The organism is Bacillus stercoris (assembly GCF_029772985.1).
Lineage (GTDB): Bacteria > Bacillota > Bacilli > Bacillales > Bacillaceae > Bacillus > Bacillus stercoris.
In genome coordinates, this window is the sequence record NZ_CP121861.1 from 3,668,347 (window position 1) to 3,693,279 (window position 24,933).

Annotated in this window: 23 protein-coding genes, 1 pseudogene and 2 riboswitches; of the genes and pseudogenes, 2 read left to right on the forward strand and 22 right to left on the reverse strand. The window is 45.7% G+C overall.

Going from position 1 to position 24,933, the window contains the following annotated elements; genetic code table 11:
* Nucleotides 1-13 precede the first annotated feature (13 nt).
* Complete coding sequence (locus QA442_RS18985) at nt 14-1,756, reverse strand: adenine deaminase (protein WP_095432127.1); 1,743 nt, start codon at nt 1,754-1,756, stop codon at nt 14-16.
* Nucleotides 1,757-1,884: 128 nt separating this feature from the next.
* On the opposite strand from QA442_RS18985, the gene QA442_RS18990 reads away from it, so the two are divergent.
* On the forward strand, nt 1,885-2,112 hold the full coding sequence (locus tag QA442_RS18990; RefSeq protein ID WP_040083954.1) for a YgaP family membrane protein: 228 nt from the start codon (nt 1,885-1,887) through the stop codon (nt 2,110-2,112).
* Nucleotides 2,113-2,125: 13 nt separating this feature from the next.
* Here QA442_RS18990 and QA442_RS18995 read toward each other — a convergent pair whose 3' ends face one another.
* Nucleotides 2,126-3,400 carry an APC family permease gene (locus QA442_RS18995; RefSeq protein WP_095432126.1) on the reverse strand — a complete coding sequence of 425 codons (1,275 nt, stop codon included), beginning with the start codon at nt 3,398-3,400 and terminating at the stop codon, nt 2,126-2,128.
* A gap of 143 nt (nt 3,401-3,543) precedes the next feature.
* Here QA442_RS18995 and QA442_RS19000 point away from each other — a divergent pair, with 143 nt between their 5' ends.
* Entirely contained in the window at nt 3,544-3,966 is a 423-nt protein-coding gene (locus QA442_RS19000) for an Lrp/AsnC family transcriptional regulator (protein ID WP_095432125.1), read from the forward strand.
* Between the two features lie 37 nt (nt 3,967-4,003).
* Here QA442_RS19000 and purD read toward each other — a convergent pair whose 3' ends face one another.
* From purD to guaA, 20 genes and pseudogenes are all read right to left on the reverse strand, one after another.
* Nucleotides 4,004-5,272: a phosphoribosylamine--glycine ligase gene (gene purD, locus QA442_RS19005; protein ID WP_095432124.1), complete on the reverse strand. Its 1,269-nt coding sequence runs from the start codon at nt 5,270-5,272 to the stop codon at nt 4,004-4,006.
* A gap of 15 nt (nt 5,273-5,287) precedes the next feature.
* A pseudogene (purH, locus tag QA442_RS19010) lies at nt 5,288-6,827 on the reverse strand (bifunctional phosphoribosylaminoimidazolecarboxamide formyltransferase/IMP cyclohydrolase).
* Nucleotides 6,824-7,411 (reverse strand): phosphoribosylglycinamide formyltransferase, encoded by a 588-nt coding sequence (gene purN / locus QA442_RS19015; protein WP_095432123.1) that lies wholly within the window; start codon nt 7,409-7,411, stop codon nt 6,824-6,826. The pseudogene purH and the gene purN overlap by 4 nt, the downstream one beginning before the upstream one ends.
* On the reverse strand, nt 7,408-8,448 hold the full coding sequence (gene purM / locus QA442_RS19020; RefSeq protein ID WP_069149094.1) for a phosphoribosylformylglycinamidine cyclo-ligase: 1,041 nt from the start codon (nt 8,446-8,448) through the stop codon (nt 7,408-7,410). The genes purN and purM overlap by 4 nt, the downstream gene beginning before the upstream one ends.
* 100 nt (nt 8,449-8,548) lie before the next feature.
* On the reverse strand, nt 8,549-9,979 hold the full coding sequence (gene purF / locus QA442_RS19025; RefSeq protein WP_003233947.1) for an amidophosphoribosyltransferase: 1,431 nt from the start codon (nt 9,977-9,979) through the stop codon (nt 8,549-8,551).
* Nucleotides 9,955-12,183 (reverse strand): phosphoribosylformylglycinamidine synthase subunit PurL, encoded by a 2,229-nt coding sequence (gene purL, locus QA442_RS19030; protein ID WP_095432122.1) that lies wholly within the window; start codon nt 12,181-12,183, stop codon nt 9,955-9,957. The genes purF and purL overlap by 25 nt, the downstream gene beginning before the upstream one ends.
* On the reverse strand, nt 12,167-12,850 hold the full coding sequence (purQ, locus tag QA442_RS19035; RefSeq protein WP_095432121.1) for a phosphoribosylformylglycinamidine synthase subunit PurQ: 684 nt from the start codon (nt 12,848-12,850) through the stop codon (nt 12,167-12,169). The genes purL and purQ overlap by 17 nt, the downstream gene beginning before the upstream one ends.
* Nucleotides 12,847-13,101: a phosphoribosylformylglycinamidine synthase subunit PurS gene (purS, locus tag QA442_RS19040; protein ID WP_003219409.1), complete on the reverse strand. Its 255-nt coding sequence runs from the start codon at nt 13,099-13,101 to the stop codon at nt 12,847-12,849. Before purS ends, purQ begins: the two co-directional genes overlap by 4 nt.
* The gene (purC, locus tag QA442_RS19045; protein WP_014663061.1) at nt 13,094-13,819 is read right to left on the reverse strand and encodes a phosphoribosylaminoimidazolesuccinocarboxamide synthase; all 726 of its coding nucleotides are present in this window, start codon (nt 13,817-13,819) and stop codon (nt 13,094-13,096) included. Before purC ends, purS begins: the two co-directional genes overlap by 8 nt.
* A gap of 73 nt (nt 13,820-13,892) precedes the next feature.
* Complete coding sequence (gene purB / locus QA442_RS19050; protein ID WP_003233955.1) at nt 13,893-15,188, reverse strand: adenylosuccinate lyase; 1,296 nt, start codon at nt 15,186-15,188, stop codon at nt 13,893-13,895.
* On the reverse strand, nt 15,185-16,327 hold the full coding sequence (purK, locus tag QA442_RS19055) for a 5-(carboxyamino)imidazole ribonucleotide synthase (RefSeq protein ID WP_095432120.1): 1,143 nt from the start codon (nt 16,325-16,327) through the stop codon (nt 15,185-15,187). The genes purB and purK overlap by 4 nt, the downstream gene beginning before the upstream one ends.
* Nucleotides 16,320-16,808, reverse strand: a complete 489-nt coding sequence (gene purE / locus QA442_RS19060; RefSeq protein ID WP_014663058.1) for a 5-(carboxyamino)imidazole ribonucleotide mutase — start codon at nt 16,806-16,808, stop codon at nt 16,320-16,322. Before purE ends, purK begins: the two co-directional genes overlap by 8 nt.
* Before the next feature lie 141 nt (nt 16,809-16,949).
* A riboswitch (purine riboswitch) is annotated at nt 16,950-17,051 on the reverse strand.
* A 79-nt stretch (nt 17,052-17,130) separates the two neighbouring features.
* Complete coding sequence (locus QA442_RS19065; protein ID WP_003219403.1) at nt 17,131-17,328, reverse strand: NETI motif-containing protein; 198 nt, start codon at nt 17,326-17,328, stop codon at nt 17,131-17,133.
* Nucleotides 17,328-17,882, reverse strand: a complete 555-nt coding sequence (locus QA442_RS19070; RefSeq protein WP_095432119.1) for a DUF2179 domain-containing protein — start codon at nt 17,880-17,882, stop codon at nt 17,328-17,330. Before QA442_RS19070 ends, QA442_RS19065 begins: the two co-directional genes overlap by 1 nt.
* Nucleotides 17,883-18,092: 210 nt before the next feature.
* Entirely contained in the window at nt 18,093-18,260 is a 168-nt protein-coding gene (locus QA442_RS19075; RefSeq protein WP_014663056.1) for a Fur-regulated basic protein FbpA, read from the reverse strand.
* A gap of 158 nt (nt 18,261-18,418) precedes the next feature.
* The gene (locus QA442_RS19080) at nt 18,419-19,222 is read right to left on the reverse strand and encodes a DUF6574 domain-containing protein (RefSeq protein ID WP_040083965.1); all 804 of its coding nucleotides are present in this window, start codon (nt 19,220-19,222) and stop codon (nt 18,419-18,421) included.
* A gap of 210 nt (nt 19,223-19,432) precedes the next feature.
* Nucleotides 19,433-20,755 carry a hypoxanthine/guanine permease PbuG gene (pbuG, locus tag QA442_RS19085; RefSeq protein WP_040083966.1) on the reverse strand — a complete coding sequence of 441 codons (1,323 nt, stop codon included), beginning with the start codon at nt 20,753-20,755 and terminating at the stop codon, nt 19,433-19,435.
* 134 nt (nt 20,756-20,889) lie between these two features.
* Nucleotides 20,890-20,991, reverse strand: a riboswitch (purine riboswitch).
* Between the two features lie 147 nt (nt 20,992-21,138).
* A complete protein-coding gene (locus QA442_RS19090; RefSeq protein WP_095432118.1) occupies nt 21,139-22,605 on the reverse strand; it encodes a DUF4179 domain-containing protein in 1,467 nt (488 codons plus the stop codon).
* Complete coding sequence (locus QA442_RS19095) at nt 22,587-23,120, reverse strand: sigma-70 family RNA polymerase sigma factor (protein WP_017695646.1); 534 nt, start codon at nt 23,118-23,120, stop codon at nt 22,587-22,589. Before QA442_RS19095 ends, QA442_RS19090 begins: the two co-directional genes overlap by 19 nt.
* 109 nt (nt 23,121-23,229) lie before the next feature.
* Nucleotides 23,230-24,771 carry a glutamine-hydrolyzing GMP synthase gene (guaA, locus tag QA442_RS19100; RefSeq protein WP_040083968.1) on the reverse strand — a complete coding sequence of 514 codons (1,542 nt, stop codon included), beginning with the start codon at nt 24,769-24,771 and terminating at the stop codon, nt 23,230-23,232.
* Nucleotides 24,772-24,933: the final 162 nt, after the last annotated feature.

Below are 24,933 nucleotides of genomic sequence, written 5' to 3' on the forward strand. Positions count from 1 at the left end.
GCTCTTTTATATTTTAACGCATTATCGATGGAAAGAGTACAGTTTTTTTCATGACGTCGAAGATTCCTCTCGGCGTAATGCGTATATACGGAAGGTGCGTACTTTGCAAAAAGAGCAGCGTATAGACGGGATCACTAAATTTGTAGCCTCTTTCTGTCAAAAGATCTCTCAGCTTCTGTTCCTTCTCAAGCACGACTTCATATGCTTCTGAAGAGGCGCAGCCGCACAGCGCAAGCGGAATTTCATACAGAATGTTCCCGTTTTCCGCCAGAACGATTCCTCCCCCGATCTCTTTCATGCGGGCGAAAGCGAGCAGCATATCCGCTTTATTTTTACCAATCGCGACAATATCGCCAGTCGTCGTAAAGGAGCTAACAAATCCCTGCACGTTTGAGGCAAAGCCTTTTATCATCGTATTGACGCGCCATTTCCCGTGTCTGTCGAGCATCGTCAAATAACTTTCATCATGGTCAAACGAGAGCTGTTCCATCGAATTGTCGATCTCAATCATATACGGCTCCATAATGACCGCATTCCGCATTTTCACGCCCATCGGCATAGAAAACTGCAAGTCATCCATCGTCATATCATATGAAAGCTCAAGCGGGACAAGACCGCCTTTGTTCCAGTCCATATTTGTAAACGCCTTCAAATCACAGCCGTCTTCTCGCAGGATGGTCCCTTTTGACAGAACAGTCACGGGATTTGGATTTTGCGGGTCTTCCAGTATGTTCAGCGAAGCCAGTCTGCCAGGCCCGACAACTCCTAAATAATCATCCATTTGGTAATACTTCGCAATATTAAATGATGCCATATTGTAGGCGTCAATTGCAGGTACGCCTTCTTCTAACGCAATGCGAATCAGCTCGTTTGTCATGCCGCCTTTATAGAAATTCGGGGTTGCGCCATCTGTCGTGTAAAAGAAGTGGTCATAATAGCGGAAGCCCTTCTCATGCAGCTCTTGCAAGATTTTTCTTACATCGGGGCGAATGGAAGAGTTCCGAAGGGAAACATAATAGCCCAGTTCCAGCCTTCTCATCACTTCATCACCTGTCATCGCTTCATGATCACAATCCGCACCGAACAGCTTCATTTTTGTAAGCGTTTTATCAGATGCGCCGGGAAAATGCCCTTCAATGCGTTTTCGCTGTTTCTTTGTAGCTTGCATGCAGTGGAGCATTAAATCATCACCATCTACCAAGCGAGGCCATCCGGTCATTTCTCCGCCTTGAATCACATCCGGATGTTCAATCCACTGTTTTCTGACGTCAAATGGAAGGACGTGGTCCTCGTTCAGAACCTCGGTCTGGAGATCATAGCGTGACCACCAAAAATACTGGACAGGCTGCTTTTTGAGTTCATTCAAAATCGTAAGCGCTTTCTTTTTTCCGCTTTGCAAAAGCAAAAATAAGTTATCATTCACGAATGTCGTTGTTCCGTATTGAGACACATATTCCGCCAGTGTTTGGGGATTATATATTTGAAAAGGATGTGCGTGCGGTTCAATATAACCTGGCACAATGTATTTTCCTTCACAATCAATCGTAGGAATTTCTTCGGCTCTATTCGGAAGTTCATGACCCACATAAACAATGCGGTCCTGATAAATCCAAATGTTTTTTTTCAGCCATTGTTTTACATATGGATTTAAGACGAGAGCATTCCGTAAAAGGAGCGTTGGAAGCAGCTTTGAGTCTACAACATCAACCTGTGCCCTGATGTCTTTGTTTTTCCAGTTAAAGGTGCGTTCGGACATTCACATACTCTCCTTTACATGTATTAGACTCATGGTATCACATCCTTCCTCATCACGCACGATAAAAACGTTACAAATTTTTGAAGGTTCGGTTAAAAAACTTTTTTAAGTAAAAGGAGCGGATTTCCTTGAAGCCAAACATCAGTCTCATCAATGCCGTCTTCAGAATCGCCTGCGGATTGACGATTATGTCAGCCGCGAGCGCAAAGTTTACGAAAAAACCTTGGTGCAGAATGCATCTCTTTTACATCTTTATGGGGGCCATGAAAGCGGGTTCGGGAATCCTGCGATTCTGTCCTGTGACCTACATGTTTCAAAACAGCGATTCTGGAAATAACGGCCAGCAAAACGGATAAAGAAAAAGCTTGATCACGAAACGTGATCGAGCTTTTTTTTATGCCCACCCTTTGTTTTCATATAGAAATATCCTGCAGCTGCCAGCACTGCCGGATAAAGAAGCGCCCAGCCGCTGAATGAGTAGATCACCGCGCACGCCACAAACGCCCCGAGCGCCATCCACCAGCCCGAATCTCTCCAGCTCAGGAGTTTCAGTGCTGCCGCCAATGTACATAGGTAAGATGCGATGAAAGCCGCGCTCGGCCCTTTCAACAGAGTCGTCAAATCGATTTGAAACAGGCCATGCGCTGCAAGCACTAAGCCAAACACCGCGGCCATCGCGGTCAAAACACGGATAGGCGTACGTTTTGTCGCACTTAGTTTTCCAAAAAATACGGGGATGTGCCCCTCTCTCGCCAATGCGTACACCATTCTTGAAAAACCAGCAATATTTGCGTGTATGGTGGCGAATGTAATAAAGAGCGCTAAACATACCGTGACATATACACCGCTTTCTCCTGCTCCTTTTGAGATGAGCATGGCAAGCGATGCAATTTCTCCATTCTGTCCATATGAATGAGTCCCCACCGTCACAAATGACAGCATGATATACAGCCCTGCCACACAAGACGCTGCCAAAAACAAGCTAAGCGGGACATCTTTTTCAGGGCGATGAAATTCCTCAGCCAACGGGGTAATCATTTCCCAGCCTACAAAGGAGAAAAAAATCATAACTGAAACAGATCCCGCGGCAGACCAGCCATGTGGAAGAAACGGCTTGAATTGTGCTATCGTGACGTGTGGCAATGACACAGCAATAGAAGTGACAAGCAGAAATACGATGACACATATAACGAGTGTACTGATGTTTGCGGATAGTTGAATCCCTCTCATATGAAGCAAAATAGAGATAGCCAGCATGCAACCAGCAATCGATGTAATCTGCCAATCCGCCGCCTCTGTGACGTAACTGACGTAATGCGCGCCAGTCAAAGCGATGATGGGAACGCCGATCGGAACGGACCCTAACATGATCCAGCCCAAAATAGCCCCGGCTTTTTTTGGAAAGGCCAGCTGTACATAAGCCGTGATTCCTCCCGCGCTGGGCGCTATTTTCACAAGCCGGGCCAGCGTGCCGACAAGAAGAAAAGATAAGAAGGACATGAACACCCAAACAAATAAAGAAGCGGGACCGGCTGCGTCAGCTGTTACAGACGGCAGAATTAATATCCCGCAGCCTAAAACGGCCCCAATCGTTAACGCCGTCCCTTGTATCCAAGTAATAGAACGCTGTAATTTTGGCAACATGATGCCTCCTCTCTGATTGATGGCTTTATTATAGAAAAAATAAGTCGGCATCCATATGCTACAATGAAGCTAAATCAACAGCATTACCTTATGATCAAAGGAATTTTCATTCATTCGCCTAAATATGTAAAGGAGCCAGACAAATGGACAATACAGACCTTCAGATTCTCTCGCATTTGCAGCGAAATGGCAGATTAACGATGGTTGAGCTGGGAAAGCTTGTTGGACTCAGCTCGCCAAGCGCGGCGGAGCGTGTCAGGAAGCTTGAAGACAAAGGAGTGATTACCGGCTACAGCGCGAATATCTGTTACGAAAAACTAAACAAACATGTCACCGCTTTTATTCTCATGGAGCCGAAAAGCTGCAAACACTACGCCGCCTTTGCAACATCGCATCCTGATGTAGCAGAAAACCACCGTATCACGGGTATGTACAGCTATGTGACAAAGATCGTGACAGAATCGGTACATACGCTTGAAGATTTTATTGACGCCTCGATGGCCCATGGAAAACCGACCACACTCGTTGTGCTTTCTTCTTCCGCTCACCATCCCGCTTTTATGTAACAAAAAACCCGCAGATTAATCTGCGGGTTTTCCTCACTTATTTTTGGGCAGCCTTTAAAGCGCGTGCCCCAATATCTTTTCTGAAAAAGAGTCCCGGTTTGAATATTTCATCAACCGCTTTGTACACTCGGTCTCTAGCCGCTTCAAACGTTTCATCAAAAGCCGTCACATTGGCGACGCGCCCACCGTTTGTAACGAACTCTCCGCCCTCTGCTTTCGTTCCGGCATGGAAGACCACGACCTGCTCGGTTTCCGCTGCAAGGCTGCCGATCGGCGTGCCTTTTGCATAGCTTTCCGGATACCCTTCTGAAGCAAGCACCACACTAACAGCCGCGGTATCCTTCCATCTTAAGTCAACTTCCTTATCATCTAAAAGATCAAGAAGCACCTGTACCAGATCAGATTCCATGCGCGGAAGCACGACCTGTGTTTCCGGATCGCCGAAGCGGGCATTAAATTCGATAACCTTCGAGCCGTTTTCAGTGAGCATCAATCCAGCGTACAAAACGCCAGTGAAGGAACGGCCTTCTTGTACCATTGCTTTGGCGGCCGGCTTCACGATGGTTTCTACCGCATGGCGGACCGTTTCTTCCGAAATTTGCGGAACTGGAGAGTAAGCCCCCATTCCGCCCGTGTTCGGGCCTTTGTCTCCGTCAAACGCACGCTTGTGATCCTGGGCAATCACCATCGGATACACCTTTTCTCCTTTGACAAAGGCCATCAGAGAAAATTCTTCACCAGAAAGATATTCTTCAATGACAACAGACGCGCTCGCATCACCGAACTTTTCATCCTCAAGAAAATCATGCAGGCATGCGATTGCTTCTTCCTCTGTCATAGCAACAGTAACGCCTTTTCCAGCTGCAAGCCCATCTGCTTTTATGACAATTGGAGCGCCTTTTTCCTTCACATATGCCTTCGCCTCTTCAAAGGAAGTAAACGTGTCGTATTCTGCGGTCGGAATGTCGTATTTCTTCATTAAATCCTTAGCGAACTGTTTGCTTCCTTCGATGATCGCCGCGGCTTTTGACGGGCCGAACACACGCAAGCCCGCTTTTTCGAATTCATCCACCAGACCTTCAATTAAAGGAACCTCAGGGCCGACAATGGTCAGGGCGATCTGATTTTCTTTTGCAAATGAGACAAGCCCTGCGTGGTCGCTTTCCTCAATGTTTACAAGCTGTGCGGAAGCTGCCATGCCGTCATTTCCGGGAGCGGCAAATACATTCTCGACGAGGCTGCTTTGCGCTGCCTTCCATGCCAGCGTATGCTCTCTTCCGCCTTTACCGATAATTAATACATTCACGTCGTTTTCATCCCCTTAATGTTTGAAGTGTCTGATCTTAGGTGAAGACCATGGCAATGCCGTATTCATCCGCTTTTTTGATGGAATCCTCATCACGGATTGATCCGCCTGGCTGAATGATGGCTGTAACGCCCGCTTTTGCCGCTTCTTCGACAGTATCCGGCATTGGGAAATATGCATCAGAGCCGAGCGCGCTGCCCTTCGCTTTTTCTCCTGCTTGCTCGATTGCGATTTTCGCTGATCCGACGCGGTTCATTTGGCCTGCTCCCACGCCGACTGTCATGTTGTCCTTCGCGAGAACGATCGCATTTGATTTCACATGCTTCACGACTTTCCAAGCAAGCTTCAAGTCCTCCCACTCTTGCTCGTTCGGCTCTCTTTTTGTCGGAATGCTGATCTCCGCATCATCGAAGCCGTGCATATCTAAATCTTGAATCAGCAGCCCGCCTTGAACGGATGTCAGCTGTTTTTCCTTTTGAACAGCAGCAGATACGTCAAGCGTCAGCAGACGAAGATTTTTCTTCGCAGTCAGGACGTCAAGCGCTTCTTGGCTGAATGAAGGCGCAATGATGATTTCTAAGAAAATGTTGTGAAGCGCTTCGGCAGTTGCCTTGTCCACTTCACGGTTCAGCGCGATAATGCCGCCGAAGATAGATGTTTTATCCGCTTCAAACGCTCTGTCAAACGCTTCTGAGATTGTTTCCCCGGTCCCAACACCGCACGGATTCATATGCTTCACGGCAACCGCAGCCGGCTCAGTGAATTCACGAACGATTTGAACTGCCGCGTCCGCGTCTTTAATATTGTTGTAAGAAAGCTCTTTGCCGTGGAGCTGTTCTGCTTGCGCAATGGAGCCTTTAACAGGAAGTGCTGTTTGATAGAATGTTGCTTCCTGATGCGGGTTTTCTCCGTAGCGAAGCGATTGTTTTTTCTCAAATGTTACAGTGAATTGCTCTGGTTCTTTTTCACCGACAACGTCTGTCAGATAGTCAGCGATCAGTGCATCATATGCCGCAGTATGACGGAATACTTTTGCCGCGAGCTCGCGTTTTTTCTGAAGAGATACGCTGCCTTCTTCTTTGATTTGCTTCAGCACTGGGCTGTAATCGGCCGGATCGACGATAACCGTCACATCCTGATGGTTTTTTGATGCCGCACGCAGCATGCCAGGTCCGCCGATGTCGATATTTTCGATCGCTTCTTCATACGTGACGTCTTCTTTAGAAATCGTTTCTTTAAATGGATAGAGGTTGACGACAACGAGGTCAATCGGCTGTATCCCGTGTTCATTGATCTGCGCCATATGCTCTTCATTGCCGCGAACCGCCAGAAGACCGCCGTGAATATTCGGGTGAAGGGTTTTTAACCGGCCGTCCATAATTTCAGGAAATCCTGTCACTTCAGAAATTCCGATCACATCCACGCCGTTTTCTTGAAGAAGCTTTTTCGTTCCGCCTGTGGAGATGACTTCAACGCCAAGCTCTGTCAGTTCTTTTACGAAAGGAACGAGATTTGTTTTATCTGAAACACTGATTAATGCACGTTTAATGGTCATGCCTTTTCACCTCTGTTATTTAATCCTAATAGCTGTTTAATCACACTCGGATACCATTTATGCTCAAGCTTGTGAATTCGCTGTTCGATTGTTTCCAATGTATCATGTTCATCAATTTCGATTGCCTTTTGAGCGATGATCGGACCTGTATCCATTCCTTCATCGACATAATGCACGGTGATTCCGGCCACCTTCACACCCGCTCGGAACGCCTGTCCGACTGCGTCGATTCCAGGAAACGCGGGAAGAAGCGACGGGTGAATGTTAATGATTTTTCCTCCATATGCTTGAAGGAGCGTATCACCGATCAGCCTCATATAGCCGGCAAGAACAATCAATTCAACCTCGTGAAGACGAAGCTGTTCAATAATGGCTTTTTCAAATGCAGCCTTGTTTTCATAAGACTTCGGCTCAAATGCAAAGGATGGAATGTGGAATGCTTCCGCCCGTTCGATGACTTTCGCCTGAGGTTTGTCGCAAACGAGGAGTGCTACTGACGCATCCCAGTTCTCCTCCTTCAAACGCGTGACGATGGCTTCGAAGTTTGAACCGTTTCCTGATGCAAATACCGCAAACTTTTTCATGAAAGTGCCGCACCGCCGAATGTGACGCCTTGGCCTTTTTTCACACGCCCGATCAAATAGGCTTTTTCGCCATGGCTTTCAAGCGTTCCGATCACATCTGTCAAATGCTCTTCTTTGACAGCCAAAACAAAGCCGATACCCATATTAAAGACGTTGAACATGTCTTCTTCCTTCAGCTTGCCGTACTCTTGCAGGAAAGAGAAAATCGGCGGGATCGGCCATGAACCGTGATCGATTTCCGCACTTAAGCCTTCTGGAAGCATGCGCGGGATATTTTCGATAAATCCTCCGCCTGTGACGTGCGCCATGCCGTCAATTTTTCCGCTTTTGACTGCGGCAAGCACAGGCTTCACGTAAATTCTTGTCGGTTCAAGCAACTCCTCGCCAAGCGGGCGTTCAAACGGCTCATATGTTGTATCAAGATCCAGCTCCGCATCATCCAGAAGCACTTTTCTGACAAGGGAAAATCCGTTGCTGTGAAGGCCGCTGGAGCTGAGGCCGATCAAGAGATGGCCCTCTTGGATGTTTTCTCCAGTCACGATTTCGTCCTTTTCTGCCACTCCGACTGAGAAACCGGCAATATCGTATTCATCAGCTGTATAGAGCCCCGGCATTTCAGCCGTCTCGCCGCCGACTAAGGCTGAACCTGACTGCTCACAGCCGTCCGCCACACCTTGTACGATCTGTTCAATTTTCACAGGGTCCGCTTTGCCAACCGCTAAATAATCGAGGAAAAACAACGGCTCTGCACCTTGTGCCAGCACGTCATTGACACACATCGCAACAGCGTCCACGCCAATCGTGTCATGCTTATCCATGGAAAAAGCGAGCTTTAATTTTGTGCCGACACCGTCCGTTCCCGAAATGAGAACTGGCTTTTGATAAGAAAGCTCAGACAGGTCAAACATGCCGCCAAAACCGCCAAGGCTGCCCATAACGCCAAGCCGTTTCGTGCGCTCCACGTGTTTTTTCATTCGTTTTACAGCTTCATATCCGGCTTCGATGTCAACTCCTGCGTTTTTATATGCTTCAGACATCCTATTCACTCCTTTAAGGCGCTTTTCAAAATATCTCCCCTAAAGAGGGCAGAAAGAGAAAGGCAGCCGAACTGCGCTGCCTTTATGTCATTTTCAAGTTTTATTTGGTTAATACTGCTTCTTTTACATGAGGAAGCACTGTATCCTGGTAAATTTCAGTCGGATATTTTCCTGTAAAGCAAGCGAGACACTGTCCGCAATTCGAGTCATCGTATTTTCTGCCGATGCCTTTCAGCAGTCCTTCCACACTCAAAAATGAGAGGGTATCAGCTCCGATTTCCTGACGGATTTCTTCAACAGAATGCGAAGACGCGATCAGTTCTTCATGTGTGGAAGTGTCAATGCCATAAAAGCACGGATGGGCGATCGGCGGTGAACTGATTTTCACATGCACCTCTGTCGCACCCGCTTCTCTCAGCATCGTGACAATCCGGCGGCTAGTTGTTCCGCGTACGATCGAATCATCCACCATCACGACGCGTTTGCCTTCTACAACCCCGCGCACCGCAGACAGCTTCATTCTGACGCCTTGCTCACGCAGAGCCTGGGACGGCTGAATAAACGTTCTGCCAACATACCGGTTTTTGATTAAGCCGAGCTCATACGGAATGCCTGTTGCCTCTGCATAGCCGATTGCCGCTGAAATACTGGAATCTGGAACCCCGGTTACGACGTCAGCTTCAACTGCGGATTCCTGAGCCAGCATTTTTCCAAGGTTTTTACGGGCACTGTGCACATTAATACCGTCAATATTGCTGTCTGGTCTGGAGAAATAAATGTACTCCATGCTGCAAATAGAACGGTTGATATTCATGGAAAAACGCTCTGATTTCATGCCTTCATCATTGATGATCAGCATCTCACCCGGTTCTACCTCACGAAGGTACGTTGCGCCGACAACATCAAATGCGCATGTTTCCGATGCGACCACATAAGCGTCGCCCATCATGCCGATCGACAGCGGTCTAAGCCCGTTCGGGTCAAGCGCGACAATCATTTCGGTCTCTGTCATTATCAGAAACGCGTAGGCGCCTTTCAGCATGGAAAGCGAGTTTTTAATTTGATCCTTCAGTGTGAAGTGGCCGCTTCTTTTGATCAGATGGGCCAAAACCTCTGTATCCGAAGAGGTTTGAAAAATGCTCCCTTGATTTTCGAGTTGCTGCTTCAGCTGAGTGGCGTTGACAAGGTTTCCGTTATGAGCAAGCGCCAGGCTGCCGTTGTTTTGGGAACGGAAGAGGAGCGGCTGAACATTTTCGTATCCGCCGCCTCCAGCCGTTGCGTACCGAACGTGCCCGATAGCGCCTTTTCCCTTTACTTTGCTGAGTTCGCCATTTTGAAATACTTCAGTGATCAGCCCTTGGCCTTTGTGCGCCGTCAGTTTTTCACCATCAGTCGCTACGATGCCCGCACCTTCCTGTCCTCGGTGCTGAAGGCTATGGAGACCGTAATATGTGATCTGCGGGGCTTCTTCATGCCCCCAAATCCCAAATACGCCGCATTCTTCATTTAAGCCTTTGATTTCAGCAAGCATGGGATAGCTCCTTTCCATGCGCGTTCAAGCTCTTTCGTTTGCGCATGAATCATTTGTTGTCCGTCTTGGTTTTGAATCGCCAGAATTCCGTCAGCCGTTACCTCACCAATATGAACCGCATCTTTTACAGCTGCTTCAAACGCTGCTTGGTGTTCTTTTTTCACTGAAACAACGAAGCGGGATTGAGATTCAGAGAATAATAACGCTGCTTCCCCTGCAACAGTTACGTTAGCGCCAAGGTTTTCCGTCGTCATGACACTTTCCGCAATCGCTACGCCTAGGCCGCCTTCAGACACATCATGCGCAGATTGAACGAAGCCTTTTTTAATCGCTTCAAGCAGTGCTCTTTGGCGTGACAGTTCGACATCAAGATTGATTTGCGGCGCTTTGCCGTAAATGCGGCCTTCTGTCATTTTTTGCAGCTCGCTTCCGGCAAACTCTGGTTTTGTTTCGCCGATTACGTACACAAGATCGCCCGCTTGTTTGAAATGCTGTGTTGTAATGTGTGCTGTATCTTCAATTAAGCCGACCATGCCGATAACAGGTGTCGGGTAGATCGCTGTACCGTTTGATTCGTTATAAAGTGATACGTTTCCGCCAATAACCGGTGTGCTGAGAACATTGCACGCCTCGCTGATGCCGTCAGCCGCTTTTTCGATCTGCCAGAAGATTTCCGGCTTCTCAGGGTTTCCGAAGTTAAGGTTATCCGTGACTGCAAGCGGTTCTGCGCCTGAGCAAATGATATTGCGCGCCGCTTCAGCAACAGCAATTTTCCCGCCGACTTCAGGATCAAGATAGAGATAACGCGCGTTACAGTCTGTCGTCATCGCCAGCGCTTTTTTCGTTCCGCGGATTCTGAGAACACCAGCATCAGACCCGGGAGCGACAACTGTATTCGTGCGCACCATGTAGTCATACTGGTCGTAAACCCACTCTTTGCTCGCAATCGTTGGCTGCTGAAGAAGCGCCTTCAGCGTTTCATTCGCATCTTCAATTTGCGGGGCGGGAACGTCCGTTTCCAAAAACTCGCGATAGTAAGCAGGCTCTTGAGAAGGCTTATGGTAAACCGGTGCTTCTTCTGCCAAGGCATCAACAGGCAGCTCGCACACAACCTCTCCTTTGTGTGTCAGGCGAAGCATTTTATCATCTGTCACACGTCCGACAGAAACCGCTTCAAGATCGTACTTGTCAAAAATATCGATGATTTCCTGCTCACGTCCGCACTCAATAACCAAAAGCATCCGTTCCTGTGATTCAGAAAGCATCATTTCATACGCGCTCATGCCTGTTTCGCGCTGAGGAATCAGGTCAAGGTTCATTTCAATACCAGAGCCGGCTTTACTTGCCATTTCTGCACTTGAGCTTGTTAAACCGGCAGCTCCCATATCCTGAATGCCGACTAAGGCGTCGCATTGGATGACTTCCAGACACGCTTCAAGCAAAAGCTTCTCCATAAACGGATCGCCGACTTGGACAGCAGAACGCTTTTCTTCAGATGAGTCTGACATCTCTTCAGAAGCAAACGTAGCGCCGTGGATTCCGTCACGCCCGGTTTTCGCTCCTACGTACATTACGGTATTGCCGACACCCTTCGCCTGGCCTTTTTTGATGTCTTCATGATTGATTAAACCGACGCACATGGCATTGACAAGCGGATTTCCTTCATAGCTGCTGTCAAATTGCACCTCTCCGCCGACTGTCGGGATGCCGATACAGTTGCCGTATCCGGCGATACCCGCTACTACTTCTTCAAACAAGTACTTCACTCGCGGTGAAGTCAGTTCACCAAATCGAAGAGAGTTCAATACAGCGATTGGACGGGCACCCATCGAGAATACGTCACGGATGATTCCGCCTACGCCAGTGGCAGCGCCTTGGTAAGGCTCTAGAGCTGATGGGTGGTTATGTGATTCAATTTTGAAGACAACCGCTTGGTTATCACCGATATCAACGATTCCGGCGCCTTCCCCCGGCCCCTGCAGCACACGCTCGCCGCTTGTCGGGAATTTACGCAAAATCGGCTTTGAGTTTTTGTAGCTGCAATGCTCAGACCACATGACAGAAAAAATTCCGATTTCAGTGTAGTTCGGCAATCTTCCAAGAATGGATTCTATCAATGCAAACTCATCATCACTGACACCCATTTGCTGATACAGTTTCTCTTCTTTTATTTGTTCTTTACTTGGTTCAAGCAGTAGTGACATGAGTTTCCCTCCAATTTTTCACGATAGACTGGAACAATTTAAGACCGTCGGCGCTTCCAAGCAGTTCATCGACCGCGCGTTCAGGGTGAGGCATCATGCCTAATACATTGCCTTTCTCATTCACGACACCGGCAATGTCGCTGACACTTCCATTAATATTAGAGCCGTATGTGAAAGCAATTTGATTGTTTTCCTTTAATGAAGCAAGCGTCTCGTCATTACAGTAGAAATTCCCTTCACCATGGGCAACCGGGATTGTAATCGATTGTCCCTTTTCGTAGGAAGCTGTGAATAATGTTTCGTCGTTCTGCACAATCAATTCAACCGGACGGCAAATGAACTTCAAATCTTTGTTGCGTCTCATTGCGCCTGGCAGAAGCCCAAGCTCCTGTAAAATCTGGAATCCGTTGCAGACGCCAAGAACAGGTTTTCCTTCAGCCGCCGCCTGTTTGACAGCTGGCATAATATTCGCAAATCGGGCGATGGCGCCGCATCTTAAGTAATCGCCATAAGAAAATCCTCCCGGAATTAACACGCCGTCGAAGCCGTCAAGACTTGTTTCCTCATGCCAGACGTATTCCACTTCATGGCCGAGCTCATCCTTTACAGCATGATACATATCGATATCACAGTTGGAGCCGGGTAACACAATCACCGCAAATTTCACTGTGCGACTACCTCCTCAACTTCATATCTGTAATCTTCAATCACTGTATTTGCAAGAAGTTTTTCGCACATTTCTTTCACTAGCACGTCAAGATCACGGTCAGATTTTTCAATGGTAAGCTCCATGTATTTCCCGATGCGCACATCTTGAACTTCGTTGTAAGTCATACTGTGCAAGGCATGCTGGACAGCGCTCCCTTGTGGATCTAGTACACTTTCTTTTAAGCTGACATAAACTTTTACTTTATACATGATGAATGCCTCCCAGTCTTTTGAAAATCTCTTCGTATGCGTCGGTTAAGCTTCCCAGATTGCGTCTGAATAAATCTTTGTCCAGCTTTTCGTTCGTTTCTTTATCCCACAAGCGGCATGTGTCAGGAGAAATTTCATCCGCCAAAAGCACTTGCCCTTCTGCATCTAAACCGAATTCAAGCTTGAAATCTATTAATCTGACATGACAATCGTCGAAAATGCTTTGAAGCTCTTCATTTACTGTTTTTGTAATGGACTTAATGGTCTCTACCTGCTCAGGAGTCGCCGCCTTCAAAAGCCAAATATGATCTTCGGTGATGAGCGGATCACCCAGGGCGTCATCCTTGTAGTAAAACTCGATAATCGGCTGTTCAAGTTCCGTGCCTTCTGGAATGCCGAGACGTTTGGACATGCTTCCTGCCACAACATTTCTGACGACGACTTCAAGCGGCACGATCGTTACCTTTTGAATGAGCTGCTCCGTTTCCGAAATGCGCTCGATAAAGTGATTGTTAATGCCCTTTGTATGAAGATGTTTGAAAATCAAGCTTGAAATCTCGTTATTTAAGCGTCCTTTTCCGCTGATTTCTGCTTTTTTCTCGCCGTTAAAGGCAGTGGCGGAGTCTTTATACACAACATACAGCGTGTTTTCGTCATCGGTTTTGTAGATCTTTTTTGCTTTTCCTTCATATAAAAGTTCATTCTTCACAATATTCACGGAAGGCCTCCTAACCCGAATGTTGGGAATTTTCAAACTGCGGCGGCTTAGAAGAAGCCGCTAAAAGCTTCTTCTATGCTAAACCTAAACGTTCAAAGATCAGATCAACATTTTTCAGATGGTAGTTGTAATCAAAACAGTCAGCAATTTTTTCCGGAGAAAGACGTGACGTGATTTTCTCTTCCGCTTCCACAAGCTCACGGAACGGCACTTGTTTTTCCCACGCTTCCATTGCTTTCGGCTGAACAGTATCATAGGCTTCTTCACGTGTCAGGCCTGTGTCGATCAAAGCAAGCAGCACACGCTGAGAATAGATAAGGCCTAGAGTGCGGTCCATGTTGCGCTTCATGTTTTCCGGGAAGACCGTTAAGTTTTTCACGATGTTGGAGAAGCGGTTCAGCATATAGTTCAGCGCAATTGTCGCATCCGGAAGAATAATCCGTTCTGCTGAAGAATGAGAAATATCGCGCTCATGCCATAATGGAACATTTTCGTAAGCTGTCATCATGTAGCCGCGGATCACGCGCGCCATGCCTGTCATGTTTTCAGAGCCGATCGGATTTCGTTTATGCGGCATTGCAGATGAACCCTTTTGCCCTTTCGCGAAAAATTCCTCAACTTCACGTGTTTCACTCTTTTGCAATCCGCGGATTTCCACAGCGAATTTCTCGATGCTTGTCGCGATCAAAGCAAGTGTTGCCATGTAGTCAGCATGACGGTCACGCTGAAGGGTTTGAGTTGAAATCGGTGCTGCTTTCAATCCGAGCTTCTCACAGACATATTGTTCAACAAATGGATCAATGTTCGCATATGTGCCGACAGCGCCGGAAATCTTTCCAACCTCGATGCCTGCTTTGGCTTGTTTAAAACGCTCAAGATTACGTTTCATTTCTTCATGCCAAAGCGCAAGTTTTAAGCCGAATGTTGTAGGCTCAGCGTGTACGCCGTGTGTGCGCCCCATCATGACTGTGTATTTATGTTCTTTTGCTTTTTCTTTAATAATGTCAACAAATCTCTCAAGATCCTTGAGCAGAATATCGTTTGCCTGTTTTAATAAGTAGGAAAGAGCCGTATCAACAACATCAGTTGACGTTAAGCCGTAGTGCACCCATTTTCTTTCTTCGCCCAGTGATTCGGAAACGGCGCGTGTAAAAGCGACAACGTCATGGCGCGTGTCCTTTTCGATTTCTAAAATGCGGTTGATGTCAAATGACGCGTTCTCACGCATAACTTTTACATCTTCTTTCGGAATGACGCCAAGCTCCGCCCACGCTTCGCAGGCAAGAATCTCTACCTCCAGCCATGCTTGAAATCTGTTTTCGTCCGTCCAAATCGCAGACATTTCAGGTCTTGAATAACGTTCGATCATTCTGCTTGTCCTCCGTCTCTATTCATCCATTTATTTGTGATCTCCTGAATCCATTCGTCTTCAGGCTGCTTCATAAATGTAATATGCCCCATTTTGCGGCCTTTTTTGATTTCATGTTTTCCATATATATATAGCTTTGCCTCTTTTAAAAGATCCGGGTCTTCCTCAACAAGCTTTACTTCATTGCCGAGAAGATTCACCATCATGCCCGGCTTCAGCAAATCTGTCTTGCCAAGCGGGAGCCCGCATACCGCTCTGATATGCTGTTCAAACTGGCTCGTCTCGCAAAGGTCCAGCGTATAATGCCCAGAATTGTGCGGTCTTGGCGCCAGTTCATTAACCAAAAGCTCTCCGTCCTCTGTCAGGAACATCTCAACAGCAAGCGGCCCGACAAGATTGAGCTCATCAGCAAGCTTAACGGCCAGCTCAGCAGCCTTCTGCTGAATCCCTTCCCCGGCCCGTGCAGGCACAATGCTTTGGAAAAGAATATTGTTGTGGTGAATGTTTTCAGCTGCCGGAAATGTTGAAACTTCTCCGTTTACCGATCTGACGACAATCACTGACAATTCCATTTTAAAAGAAACCCAGCTTTCAAGAATACAGGTTCCGTGTTCTAAAAGAGCGGCTGCCTGCTCCATTTGCGCCTCTTTTTTTATCACAATTTGGCCTTTGCCGTCGTACCCGCCGCGGCATGTTTTCAGCACTGCGGGTAACCCGAGCTCCTGTACCGCCTGTTTCAATTCCTTCTGTGTTTTGACGATGCTGTACGGGGCGACTTCACAGCCCGCGGCTTGAATTGCTTTTTTCTCTGTTTCACGGTTTTGGGTAATGAGCAGCAGCTCACTTCCTTGCGGGAGATACGCATGGTCTTTCAGCCAATGCAGCGCATCATAGTCAATGTTTTCAAACTCATATGTGATGATATCGCTGATTTCAGCCAATTGTCGAATCGCTTCACGGTCATTATAATGAGCGGTAATTTCGACATCCGCAACCTGCCCGCACGGCGAATCTTTCACAGGATCAACGACCGCGACTTTATACCCCATTTGTTTGGCGGATACAGCCATCATTTTCCCAAGCTGGCCGCCGCCAATTATGCCGATTACAGCTCCCGGATAGATGATTTGTTTAGACAAGCTGATCACTGCTTTCTAACACCGTCTGTTTTGTATTTTCTCTTCTCTCATCCAGCTTACGGGCAAGATCTTCGTCAAAAGCTGACAAAATTTGCGCCGCTAACAGGCCTGCGTTCACTGCGCCGGCTTTGCCTATGGCTGTCGTCGCAACAGGTACGCCTCCAGGCATTTGGACGATGGATAGCAGTGAATCCATGCCGTTCAGCGCCTTGGACTGAACCGGCACTCCAATGACCGGAAGCGTTGTTTTCGCCGCCGTCATCCCCGGCAGATGCGCCGCTCCTCCGGCACCGGCGATAATCACCTTGATGCCTCTTTCTCTGGCAGTTTCAGCGTATTCAAACATGAAATCAGGCGTCCGGTGAGCGGAAACGACCTTTTTTTCGTACGGAACATTAAGTTCGTCAAGTATGTCGCATGCGTGTTTCATTGTCTCCCAATCGGAAGTGCTTCCCATGATGATTCCTACTAGCGGCTGCATTCTGTTCCCACCTTCTAATGCTTTAGTTTTCAGAAAATAAAAAATACCCGAATTTGCATTGCACTTATGAGGAAGCAATACAAACCGGGCATGGTACATGTATCGTCAGTCGTTCGCTTCTGCGATATATCCATGTCAGTTTTATCGATCACTTTCCTGCATAGTCCGGCAATTTACGGTTGCCGGGTAGAAACTTATGGGCCATATTCCCAAGATTATATGAGGTCGTGTTTTGATTTCATGTTTATCTTAACAACGGACATGGATAATGTCAACGATATTATCGAACGATACAAAAATTCATTCTACTAATGTTCGTGTTTTAGATCAATTTCCCTTCAAATACGATTTTTTTCCCGCACGGAACGATCTGAATTGACCCATTTTCCTTTTTTTCCATAAAAATAGGCTCTTCCATTCGCCTTACAGGCAGATAACCTTCTTCTTTCATTTGCTGAAGCACCGCATCAATCGTTTGCTGCTCTGTCACTTCAAACTTTTTCTTCTTCGGCTTTGCCATTATTCTTTAATTCTCCTCTTCTTCACCGCTTTGACCCAGAAGCCCCCGTGGATTGTTTTTGGTTCGTACGCAATAATAAAGGCCTTTGAATCAAGTGTTTTAATCGTATCATATAGCTGGAGTTCATATCTTCTCGGCGTCAGAATCTGAAGGGCTGTACGGTCACCTTCAAGTCCGCCGGCCACCCAATTTGTCACGCCGTAGCCTTTTTCACGGAGCTGCTTCGGAAGATCAAGATCGAGCTTCTTCGTAATGACGTTGACCATAATATAGCCAAGCGCCAATTTTTCTTCTATTTTCATGCCGACAATCACGCCAAGACCGTAACCGAGCGCGTACGCGATCACGTTTTGAATCTGGTCTAGGTTGTCAAGCACAAGACTCAGCCCTGTCACATAAACCAGTATTTCAATCGTGCTGATGCCGGCCGCTAAATAACGCTGTCCTTTCAGCGTTAATATCATTCTTATCGTAAAAAATGACACATAGACAATATTAATAATGAGAATTATGAGAACCATGGCTATCCCATTTGATAAGATGGTTTGCATCATTTTATTTCATCCCCCTACTCTTCAGCTTGCATAAAGCATTCATATTCTACTAGAGAAATGAGTCGTTTACAATGAGCCGAGGCCCAAAGCCTAAGGAAAATATTTCGACACGCTTTATGAGGTTAAACAGTAGTAGTTTACCCGCTTTCTCACCTTTTCAAAATCAAAAAAAGCCCGCTTTTCAGCAGACTCACCTCTTCTCATCTATTGTCAGATCTCTTTTTTCATTTTCAGAAGGGACTTGTATTCTTTCTCAAGCTCACTAAGCGTGTAGTGGGCCAGCTGTTCCCCTCTTCCCTGATAAAATTCCGAGAGCAGTAATTTGGTTTTTAAAAATTGCTTCTTTTGATTAATTGCGCGGCGAAGTACTTCAGCCATGTCCATCATCCTCCTTCAATATAAAGGTTTTTGCGCTGGACGTTTACAGCATTTTCCCCATCATACACGGGTTAATCCTACAAATCAACTATGTTTTTTAGATATATTTGTAAAAAGTGTGACATGAAAAAACCGGCTGCTTTGAGCCGGTTTTTTCATTAAAGCGGAATCAGCGATGCCGTGAAATATTCAGAAATAAATGGCCAAGTCACTGCCGTAAACAGCAGCGCTATCCCCACCACAGCCAATACACAATAGATATAATCAATCGGTGCATCTTCTGCCGCCTGGTACACCCGCTGTACATACAGCGCGATGATAAAAAAGATGGAAAACAGGATCAGCACCGTAAACAGAACTGTCAGCATTGGGATATTCACGATCGCAAAGATCAGCCATATAATTGAAACAGCTATCACCGGTACAAGCAATGAACCCAATACGGCAGCCGCTTCTCTGAACGTCACCTTCTGCTTCATCATGTAGCGGGAGACAGCCCATATAGCAAAGACCATTACCGCGAAAAAGATCAGCAAATACACTAGAACAACTAAAAACCCGTCATAGAAAGCATGATGGCGTTCTCCGAAACCGAGCGGCCGGTTCCAGCTCGCCTTTAACTGAAACCAGTTCCCAATTGAAAAGATCACACTGAATATAAGCATTGAAATCAGACCGTACTTATAATGAGAAAAACCATCCGCTATGACGGTTTTCGCCGGTGATTTTAAAATCGAGAATGCAAAACCGCAGTATCTGTTGATGGCTGCCCATACAGACGCAAGCTTGTCTTTAACAGCCGATTCACCGCGTTCCTGGCGCGGTTTCTGCTTTTGTTTTTGCTTCTGCTTGCTTTGGCGGCTTGCCTTTCTGGACATTCTCGATAGCGGTTCTTCATCTGCATCTATTCTTTCACTCTGGTTAATTTCTTCTTCAAACGTTTCTTTTCTTTCTTCCGTCATGTCAGCAACTCCTATCAAAAAAATACGGCGGAATACCATTCAGCAAGAAAATAAAACACTTATATAAGGTACCGAAGCCTTCCTGAACAGTCAAGTCATTTCCATTTAAGTAAAGCATGGCTTCACATCTACATGACGGTATATCGTATGAAATGGTTTTATCTTTTGCAACAAAAAAACCAGCTGCACCGGCAGCTGGTTTTTCATTCCTTATTTTAAGAAGATAAAGTACAGGACAAATACAACAAACAGCCCGTACATGATTGGATGAACCTCTTTGGCTTTTCCTTTGCACACCATCGTAATCGGATAGAAAATAAATCCGATGGCAATACCAGTTGCAATGCTGTACGTTAACGGCATCATGATCATGGTAAGGAAAGCAGGAACGGCCACCTCGAACTTATCCCAAGCGATTTTGCCAAGCGGCGCCACCATCAATGCACCAACAATAATAAGCGCCGGCGCTGTTACATTTGACGTGACGACCGATAGGAGCGGCGAGAAAAACGTAGCCAGTAAAAAGAGAATCCCTGTTACAATTGCGGCAAATCCTGAACGGGCACCCGCAGCGACACCTGAGCTTGATTCCACGTAAGAAGTTGTTGTAGACGTACCAAGCACAGCACCGATCACAATCGAAGATGAATCAGCTAAAAGCGCACGGCCCGCTCGCGGCAATTTGTTTTCCTTCATTAAACCAGCTTGTGTTGCCACAGCAACAAGTGTACCAGCTGTATCAAAAAATCCGACAAACAAGAATGTTAAAATAACGATCAGCATTTGTACGGAGAAAATATCAGGAAGGTGAATCCACGCTTGTCCGAAAGTCGGCGCAAGGCTCGGCACACTGCCGATGATTTGAGTCGGAACCGGGACCAAACCGAAAATCATGCCGGCAACCGCTGTTAACAGCATCCCGATAAACACACCTGCGTTCACGCGAAGCACCATTAAAATAACTGTTACAATCACACCGAAAATGGTTAACAGCACAGGACCGCTGTGAATGTTTCCGATCGTGACGAGCGTAGAAGGATTTGCAGTAATGATTCCTGATCCTTGTAAGCCAACGAATGTAATAAACAAGCCGATCCCCGCACCGACTGCTAATTTCAGCTCAGGCGGAATGGCGTTGATGATTTTTTCACGAAAACCTGTTAAAGAAAGAGCAACGAAAATAAGACCTGAAATAAAAACACCAGACAAAGCTGCCTGCCATGAAATGCCCATACCAAGGACAACAGAAAACGCAAAAAACGCGTTCAGCCCCATACCGGGCGCGATGGCGATCGGATATCTCGCTATTAATCCCATTAAGATACAGCCTGCTGCAGACGCCAGCGCTGTCGCCGTAAAGACCGCACCCTGGTCAATTCTCAGCGCCTCCGGAAAATCTTTCACGCTGTCCAAAGCAAGCGTAATCGGATTGACGAACAAAATATATGCCATAGACAAAAAAGTCGTTAATCCGCCAATGATTTCATTGCGATAGCTGGTGCCCAGCTCATCAAACTGAAAATACTTTTTCAAGCTATTTGACTCCCTTCACTCTTTGCTATTTATCCTGCCCTGAAATCGCCAAATAAAAAACGCCCCAATCATTTTGGGACGCTTGACTACAGACGGATTTCAGTTCGAATAAATAAACGTGTTTTATTTATATCAAACGAAAGAAATGTTTACGTAGTCAAGCCATTTACGGTAGCTTGGTAGAAACTTGCGAGCCATATTCCCGCGATTATACGAATTCACCTTATTTGATTTCTGTGTCTATTGTACCAAGTTCAATTTGAATTGACAATATAAACAACGAACATTACTTATTAAAAAAATTGGTTTATTCGTCTATTGACTAAATGAGCAACAATGATAAAAACCGTATGTATGGCAACATACGGCTTTTCGACTTATGATTATTTTTTTTCGGTAGGTTGACTCACCTGATGCACTGGTACAGTAAACGAGATTGGCTTTTGTTGAATCAGGTGATTTAAAACGCCTTTATCAATATACAGGCCGTACTCATTAAACTCAAAATGCTTTAAAGACAGCTTATCAAGGTAGGCATCATCCAGTTCAAAAGTAGATACCATTTCGGCTGTGTTCATATTTTTCACTTTAGCTGTATTTGCTTTCAAATAATAACCTTCTTCATAATCACCCACTGGATCAAGCCAAGATTGCATTTTTTTCGTATCACCAAGGCCAATCGTTTCACCGATATTCACTAAGTCATTTTCATTCATGCTTGAGGTATCAATTCCAGTGAAGCGATAATGAACCAATACTTTCCTCCCTTTTTGGTTAATGTTATTGATTTCAATCCCTATGTTTTGATGGTTTGTTTCTGAAATATGAAACGGCATCTCTGCATTTAGCGGGACAATTTCACTGCCCTCTGCCTCAGATTTAATATTTGCTATTAATGTTAGCTTTTTTGCCTTTGGATTAATTGGTGATTCTAACTGTGTTTGTCCTTTTGCTCTTACCGATCTCTCGTTTACTTTTTTGCGGTCTCCAAGTTTGATGTTTGACGCTGTCATCTCATATGTGTTTCCTAAATCATCTTTGACTTCGTTAATTTCAACCGTATCATGCTTTGCTACGCCTTGATAATCGATTGTAAATTGAAGGACAGATCCGAGCTTTCCGTTCTCCACTTGAATATTGGAAAATTGATAACGATTGTGATGCACTGATACCACTTTCGAGCTTTCTAAATAACTCGCATTCTTTTTGGTAATAGGCAGTTTGAATCTCCAATTTCCCGGTATTTCATTGATATGAGTCATCACAAAGGGCACGGTATCCCCATTCTTTATTTCTGTCCCTTTTGTATAAAGCCTTAATTGACCAGCATATTGTTTGTTATTTAATTTTTTGAGCATTAAGGAATCGTAGTTGATTGAAAAATTATTATTAAAACTCGCTTTGCTCACATTATAACTTAGCTCTTTTTTATCAGACTGGAGGTTATCAACGGTAAAGTTATACACAAGCTGCCCGGCATCGTAATAGGAGCTGTTTACAGATACAGTGATTCCCCTTGACTCAGCTTTTTCATTCAAAGCAGTGACCAAATTGCTTTCAAACAATGATAGGCCAACTTTATCTTGAAAATCTTTATAAATTTGGCCGACAATGGGTATGCTCCCCATCGCTTTGTTTACAGAAGGGAGGAAAAGACCGGACGTTAAATACAGTATACCTACCACAACAGCAACAGCCATTCCATTTGTAATAGTTCGTGCCCATTTAAAACGGCGCCTTGTGTTACTCTCATTTTCAGCACGAACAACAGCTTGATGTATTGCTTTTTTTAGCGCTGTCTTAGGCACTTCAATGTCATCAAATATCTGCTTCATTTGGTGTTTGTCCATTTGTTTTGATCCTCCTTTTCCAGCTCCTGTTTCAATGCTTTTCTCGCTCTATGTAAATGGGTTTTAATTGTGCCTTCTGCCATTCCTGTTTGTTCAGCTATCATTGAAATCGAATAATCTTGAAAATAATAGAGCTGTATCGTGAGCTGAACATGTTCATCAAGTAAATCAATCGCATTTCGCAAGTCTATGTATTCCTCAATATTTGCTTGATTGGTTCCAGCATCATGATGTTTCTCAAACGGAACCAAATCTCCTTTCTTTTTATTCATGGCAAAAATGGTATGAATCAATATTCGAGTAAGCCACGTTAAAAAATACTTTGGCTCTTTTAGTTTTTCTATACTGATAAAAGCTTTATAAGCTGTTTCCTGTACAGCATCAAGTGCATCTTCTTTATTTCTTAAATAAAGATAAGCGGTTTTATATAAAGTTTCCTGATGTGCCAGCATAAGCTTTTCAAAGGCCCGAGCATTTCCTTTTCTCGCCTTTGTAATCAATCTTTCTTCCTTCACCTTATCCACCTCCTATGTTGTTAGATACGAAAACTGCCGAAACGGTTTCAAAAAGTTAACAAAAAAACGCCCCTTTTGAAAAAGGGACGTTTATCTCATTGTTATTTACTTATTCCCACTCAATCGTCGCAGGCGGCTTGCTTGTAATATCGTACACCACGCGGTTAATGTGCTTCACTTCGTTTACGATACGTGTCGAAATGACTTCAAGCACATCCCACGGGATACGCGCCCAGTCAGATGTCATGCCGTCGATTGATGTAACGGCGCGGATTCCGATTGTGTAATCATATGTTCTTGCGTCACCCATAACACCAACGCTGCGGATGTCAGGAAGAACCGTGAAGTATTGCCAGATATCACGCTCTAAGCCGTGATTTGCAATTTCTTCACGCAAGATTGCATCTGATTCACGAACGATTTCTAGTTTTTCTTCTGTTACTTCGCCAAGAACGCGGATTCCGAGTCCCGGTCCTGGGAACGGCTGGCGCCACACGATTTCATCCGGAATGCCGAGCTCTGTGCCAAGCGCGCGCACTTCGTCTTTGAAGAGCGTGTTTAACGGCTCGATCAGCTCAAACTGCATGTCTTCAGGAAGCCCGCCGACATTGTGGTGAGATTTGATCGTTTGCGCCGTTGCTGTACCGCTCTCGATGATATCTGTGTAAAGCGTACCTTGTGCAAGGTAGTCGATGCCTTTGAGCTTGTCCGCTTCATCATCGAATACGTAAATGAATTCATTACCGATGATTTTGCGTTTTTGCTCAGGGTCAGAAACGCCTTTTAGTTTATTTAAGAATCGATCTTGTGCGTCTACTTTAATCACGTTCATGTTAAAGCCTTCGCTGAATGTTTTCATAACACCCTCAGCTTCGCCTTTACGGAGAAGACCATGGTCTACAAAGATACAAGTCAGCTGGTCGCCGATCGCTTTATGAATCAAAACAGCAACAACAGAAGAATCAACGCCGCCGCTTAGCGCGCAAAGAACCTGTTTGTCTCCGACCGTTTCACGGATTTTTTGCATTTCGATTTCGATAAAGTTCTCCATTGACCATTCGCCTTCGCATTCGCAAACACCGAATACAAAGTTTTTCAGAAGATCATTGCCGTATTCAGAGTGGCGCACTTCCGGGTGGAACTGAACGCCGTACCATTTTTTGTCTGCTTTGCTCATTGCTGAGTTCGGGCAGTGATGGCTTGTCGCGTCAACAGTGAAGCCTTCAGGAACTTCTACAACCAAATCGCCGTGGCTCATCCAAACCACTTGTTCATTCGGAAGATCTCTGAACAAATCAGGTGTGCCTTCGATGTGGATGTTTGCTTTTCCGTATTCACGCTGGCTTGCCGCTTCAACTTTACCGCCAAGGTAATGAGTCATCAGCTGCATGCCGTAGCAAATTCCCAATACAGGAATATCAAGCTCGAAGATTTTCTCGTCACAGCGGAAAGAGTTTTCATCATACACACTGTTTGGACCGCCGGATAAAATAATTCCTTTTGGATTCATTTTTTTAATTTCTTCAGCCGTCAATGTATGTGGATGCAGCTCGCTGTATACACCGAATTCACGGATACGGCGTGTAATCAGCTGGTTATATTGACTGCCGAAATCAAGGACAAGAATCATTTCATTCACTAACTTTGTCATGGTTGTCACCTAATCTCCTCTAAGTTTTTTGACACAGAAAAAAACGAGGACAGATATGAAGCTCGCTCCGCCCTCTTTGGCAAGGCCGTTTGCCGGAGTCAGGCCAACTCGCTCCCAGACTCCGATAATATTCACTAATTCTAACAACACGTCGATAAGTGG

Coding starts and splice junctions, on each gene's coding strand:
- QA442_RS19075 (WP_014663056.1), bottom strand. CDS start 18,260: ATGGCTGAAGTACTTCGCCGCGCAATTAATCAAAAGAAGCAATTTTTA.
- QA442_RS19070 (WP_095432119.1), bottom strand. CDS start 17,882: ATGATGCAAACCATCTTATCAAATGGGATAGCCATGGTTCTCATAATT.
- purS (WP_003219409.1), bottom strand. CDS start 13,101: ATGTATAAAGTAAAAGTTTATGTCAGCTTAAAAGAAAGTGTACTAGAT.
- purN (WP_095432123.1), bottom strand. CDS start 7,411: ATGAAAAAGTTTGCGGTATTTGCATCAGGAAACGGTTCAAACTTCGAA.
- purE (WP_014663058.1), bottom strand. CDS start 16,808: ATGCAGCCGCTAGTAGGAATCATCATGGGAAGCACTTCCGATTGGGAG.
- QA442_RS18985 (WP_095432127.1), bottom strand. CDS start 1,756: ATGTCCGAACGCACCTTTAACTGGAAAAACAAAGACATCAGGGCACAG.
- QA442_RS19000 (WP_095432125.1), top strand. CDS start 3,544: ATGGACAATACAGACCTTCAGATTCTCTCGCATTTGCAGCGAAATGGC.
- purM (WP_069149094.1), bottom strand. CDS start 8,448: ATGTCTGAAGCATATAAAAACGCAGGAGTTGACATCGAAGCCGGATAT.
- QA442_RS18995 (WP_095432126.1), bottom strand. CDS start 3,400: ATGTTGCCAAAATTACAGCGTTCTATTACTTGGATACAAGGGACGGCG.
- guaA (WP_040083968.1), bottom strand. CDS start 24,771: ATGACAAAGTTAGTGAATGAAATGATTCTTGTCCTTGATTTCGGCAGT.
- QA442_RS19065 (WP_003219403.1), bottom strand. CDS start 17,328: ATGGCAAAGCCGAAGAAGAAAAAGTTTGAAGTGACAGAGCAGCAAACG.
- purL (WP_095432122.1), bottom strand. CDS start 12,183: ATGTCACTACTGCTTGAACCAAGTAAAGAACAAATAAAAGAAGAGAAA.
- QA442_RS19090 (WP_095432118.1), bottom strand. CDS start 22,605: ATGGACAAACACCAAATGAAGCAGATATTTGATGACATTGAAGTGCCT.
- purF (WP_003233947.1), bottom strand. CDS start 9,979: ATGCTTGCTGAAATCAAAGGCTTAAATGAAGAATGCGGCGTATTTGGG.
- QA442_RS19080 (WP_040083965.1), bottom strand. CDS start 19,222: ATGACGGAAGAAAGAAAAGAAACGTTTGAAGAAGAAATTAACCAGAGT.
- purB (WP_003233955.1), bottom strand. CDS start 15,188: ATGATCGAACGTTATTCAAGACCTGAAATGTCTGCGATTTGGACGGAC.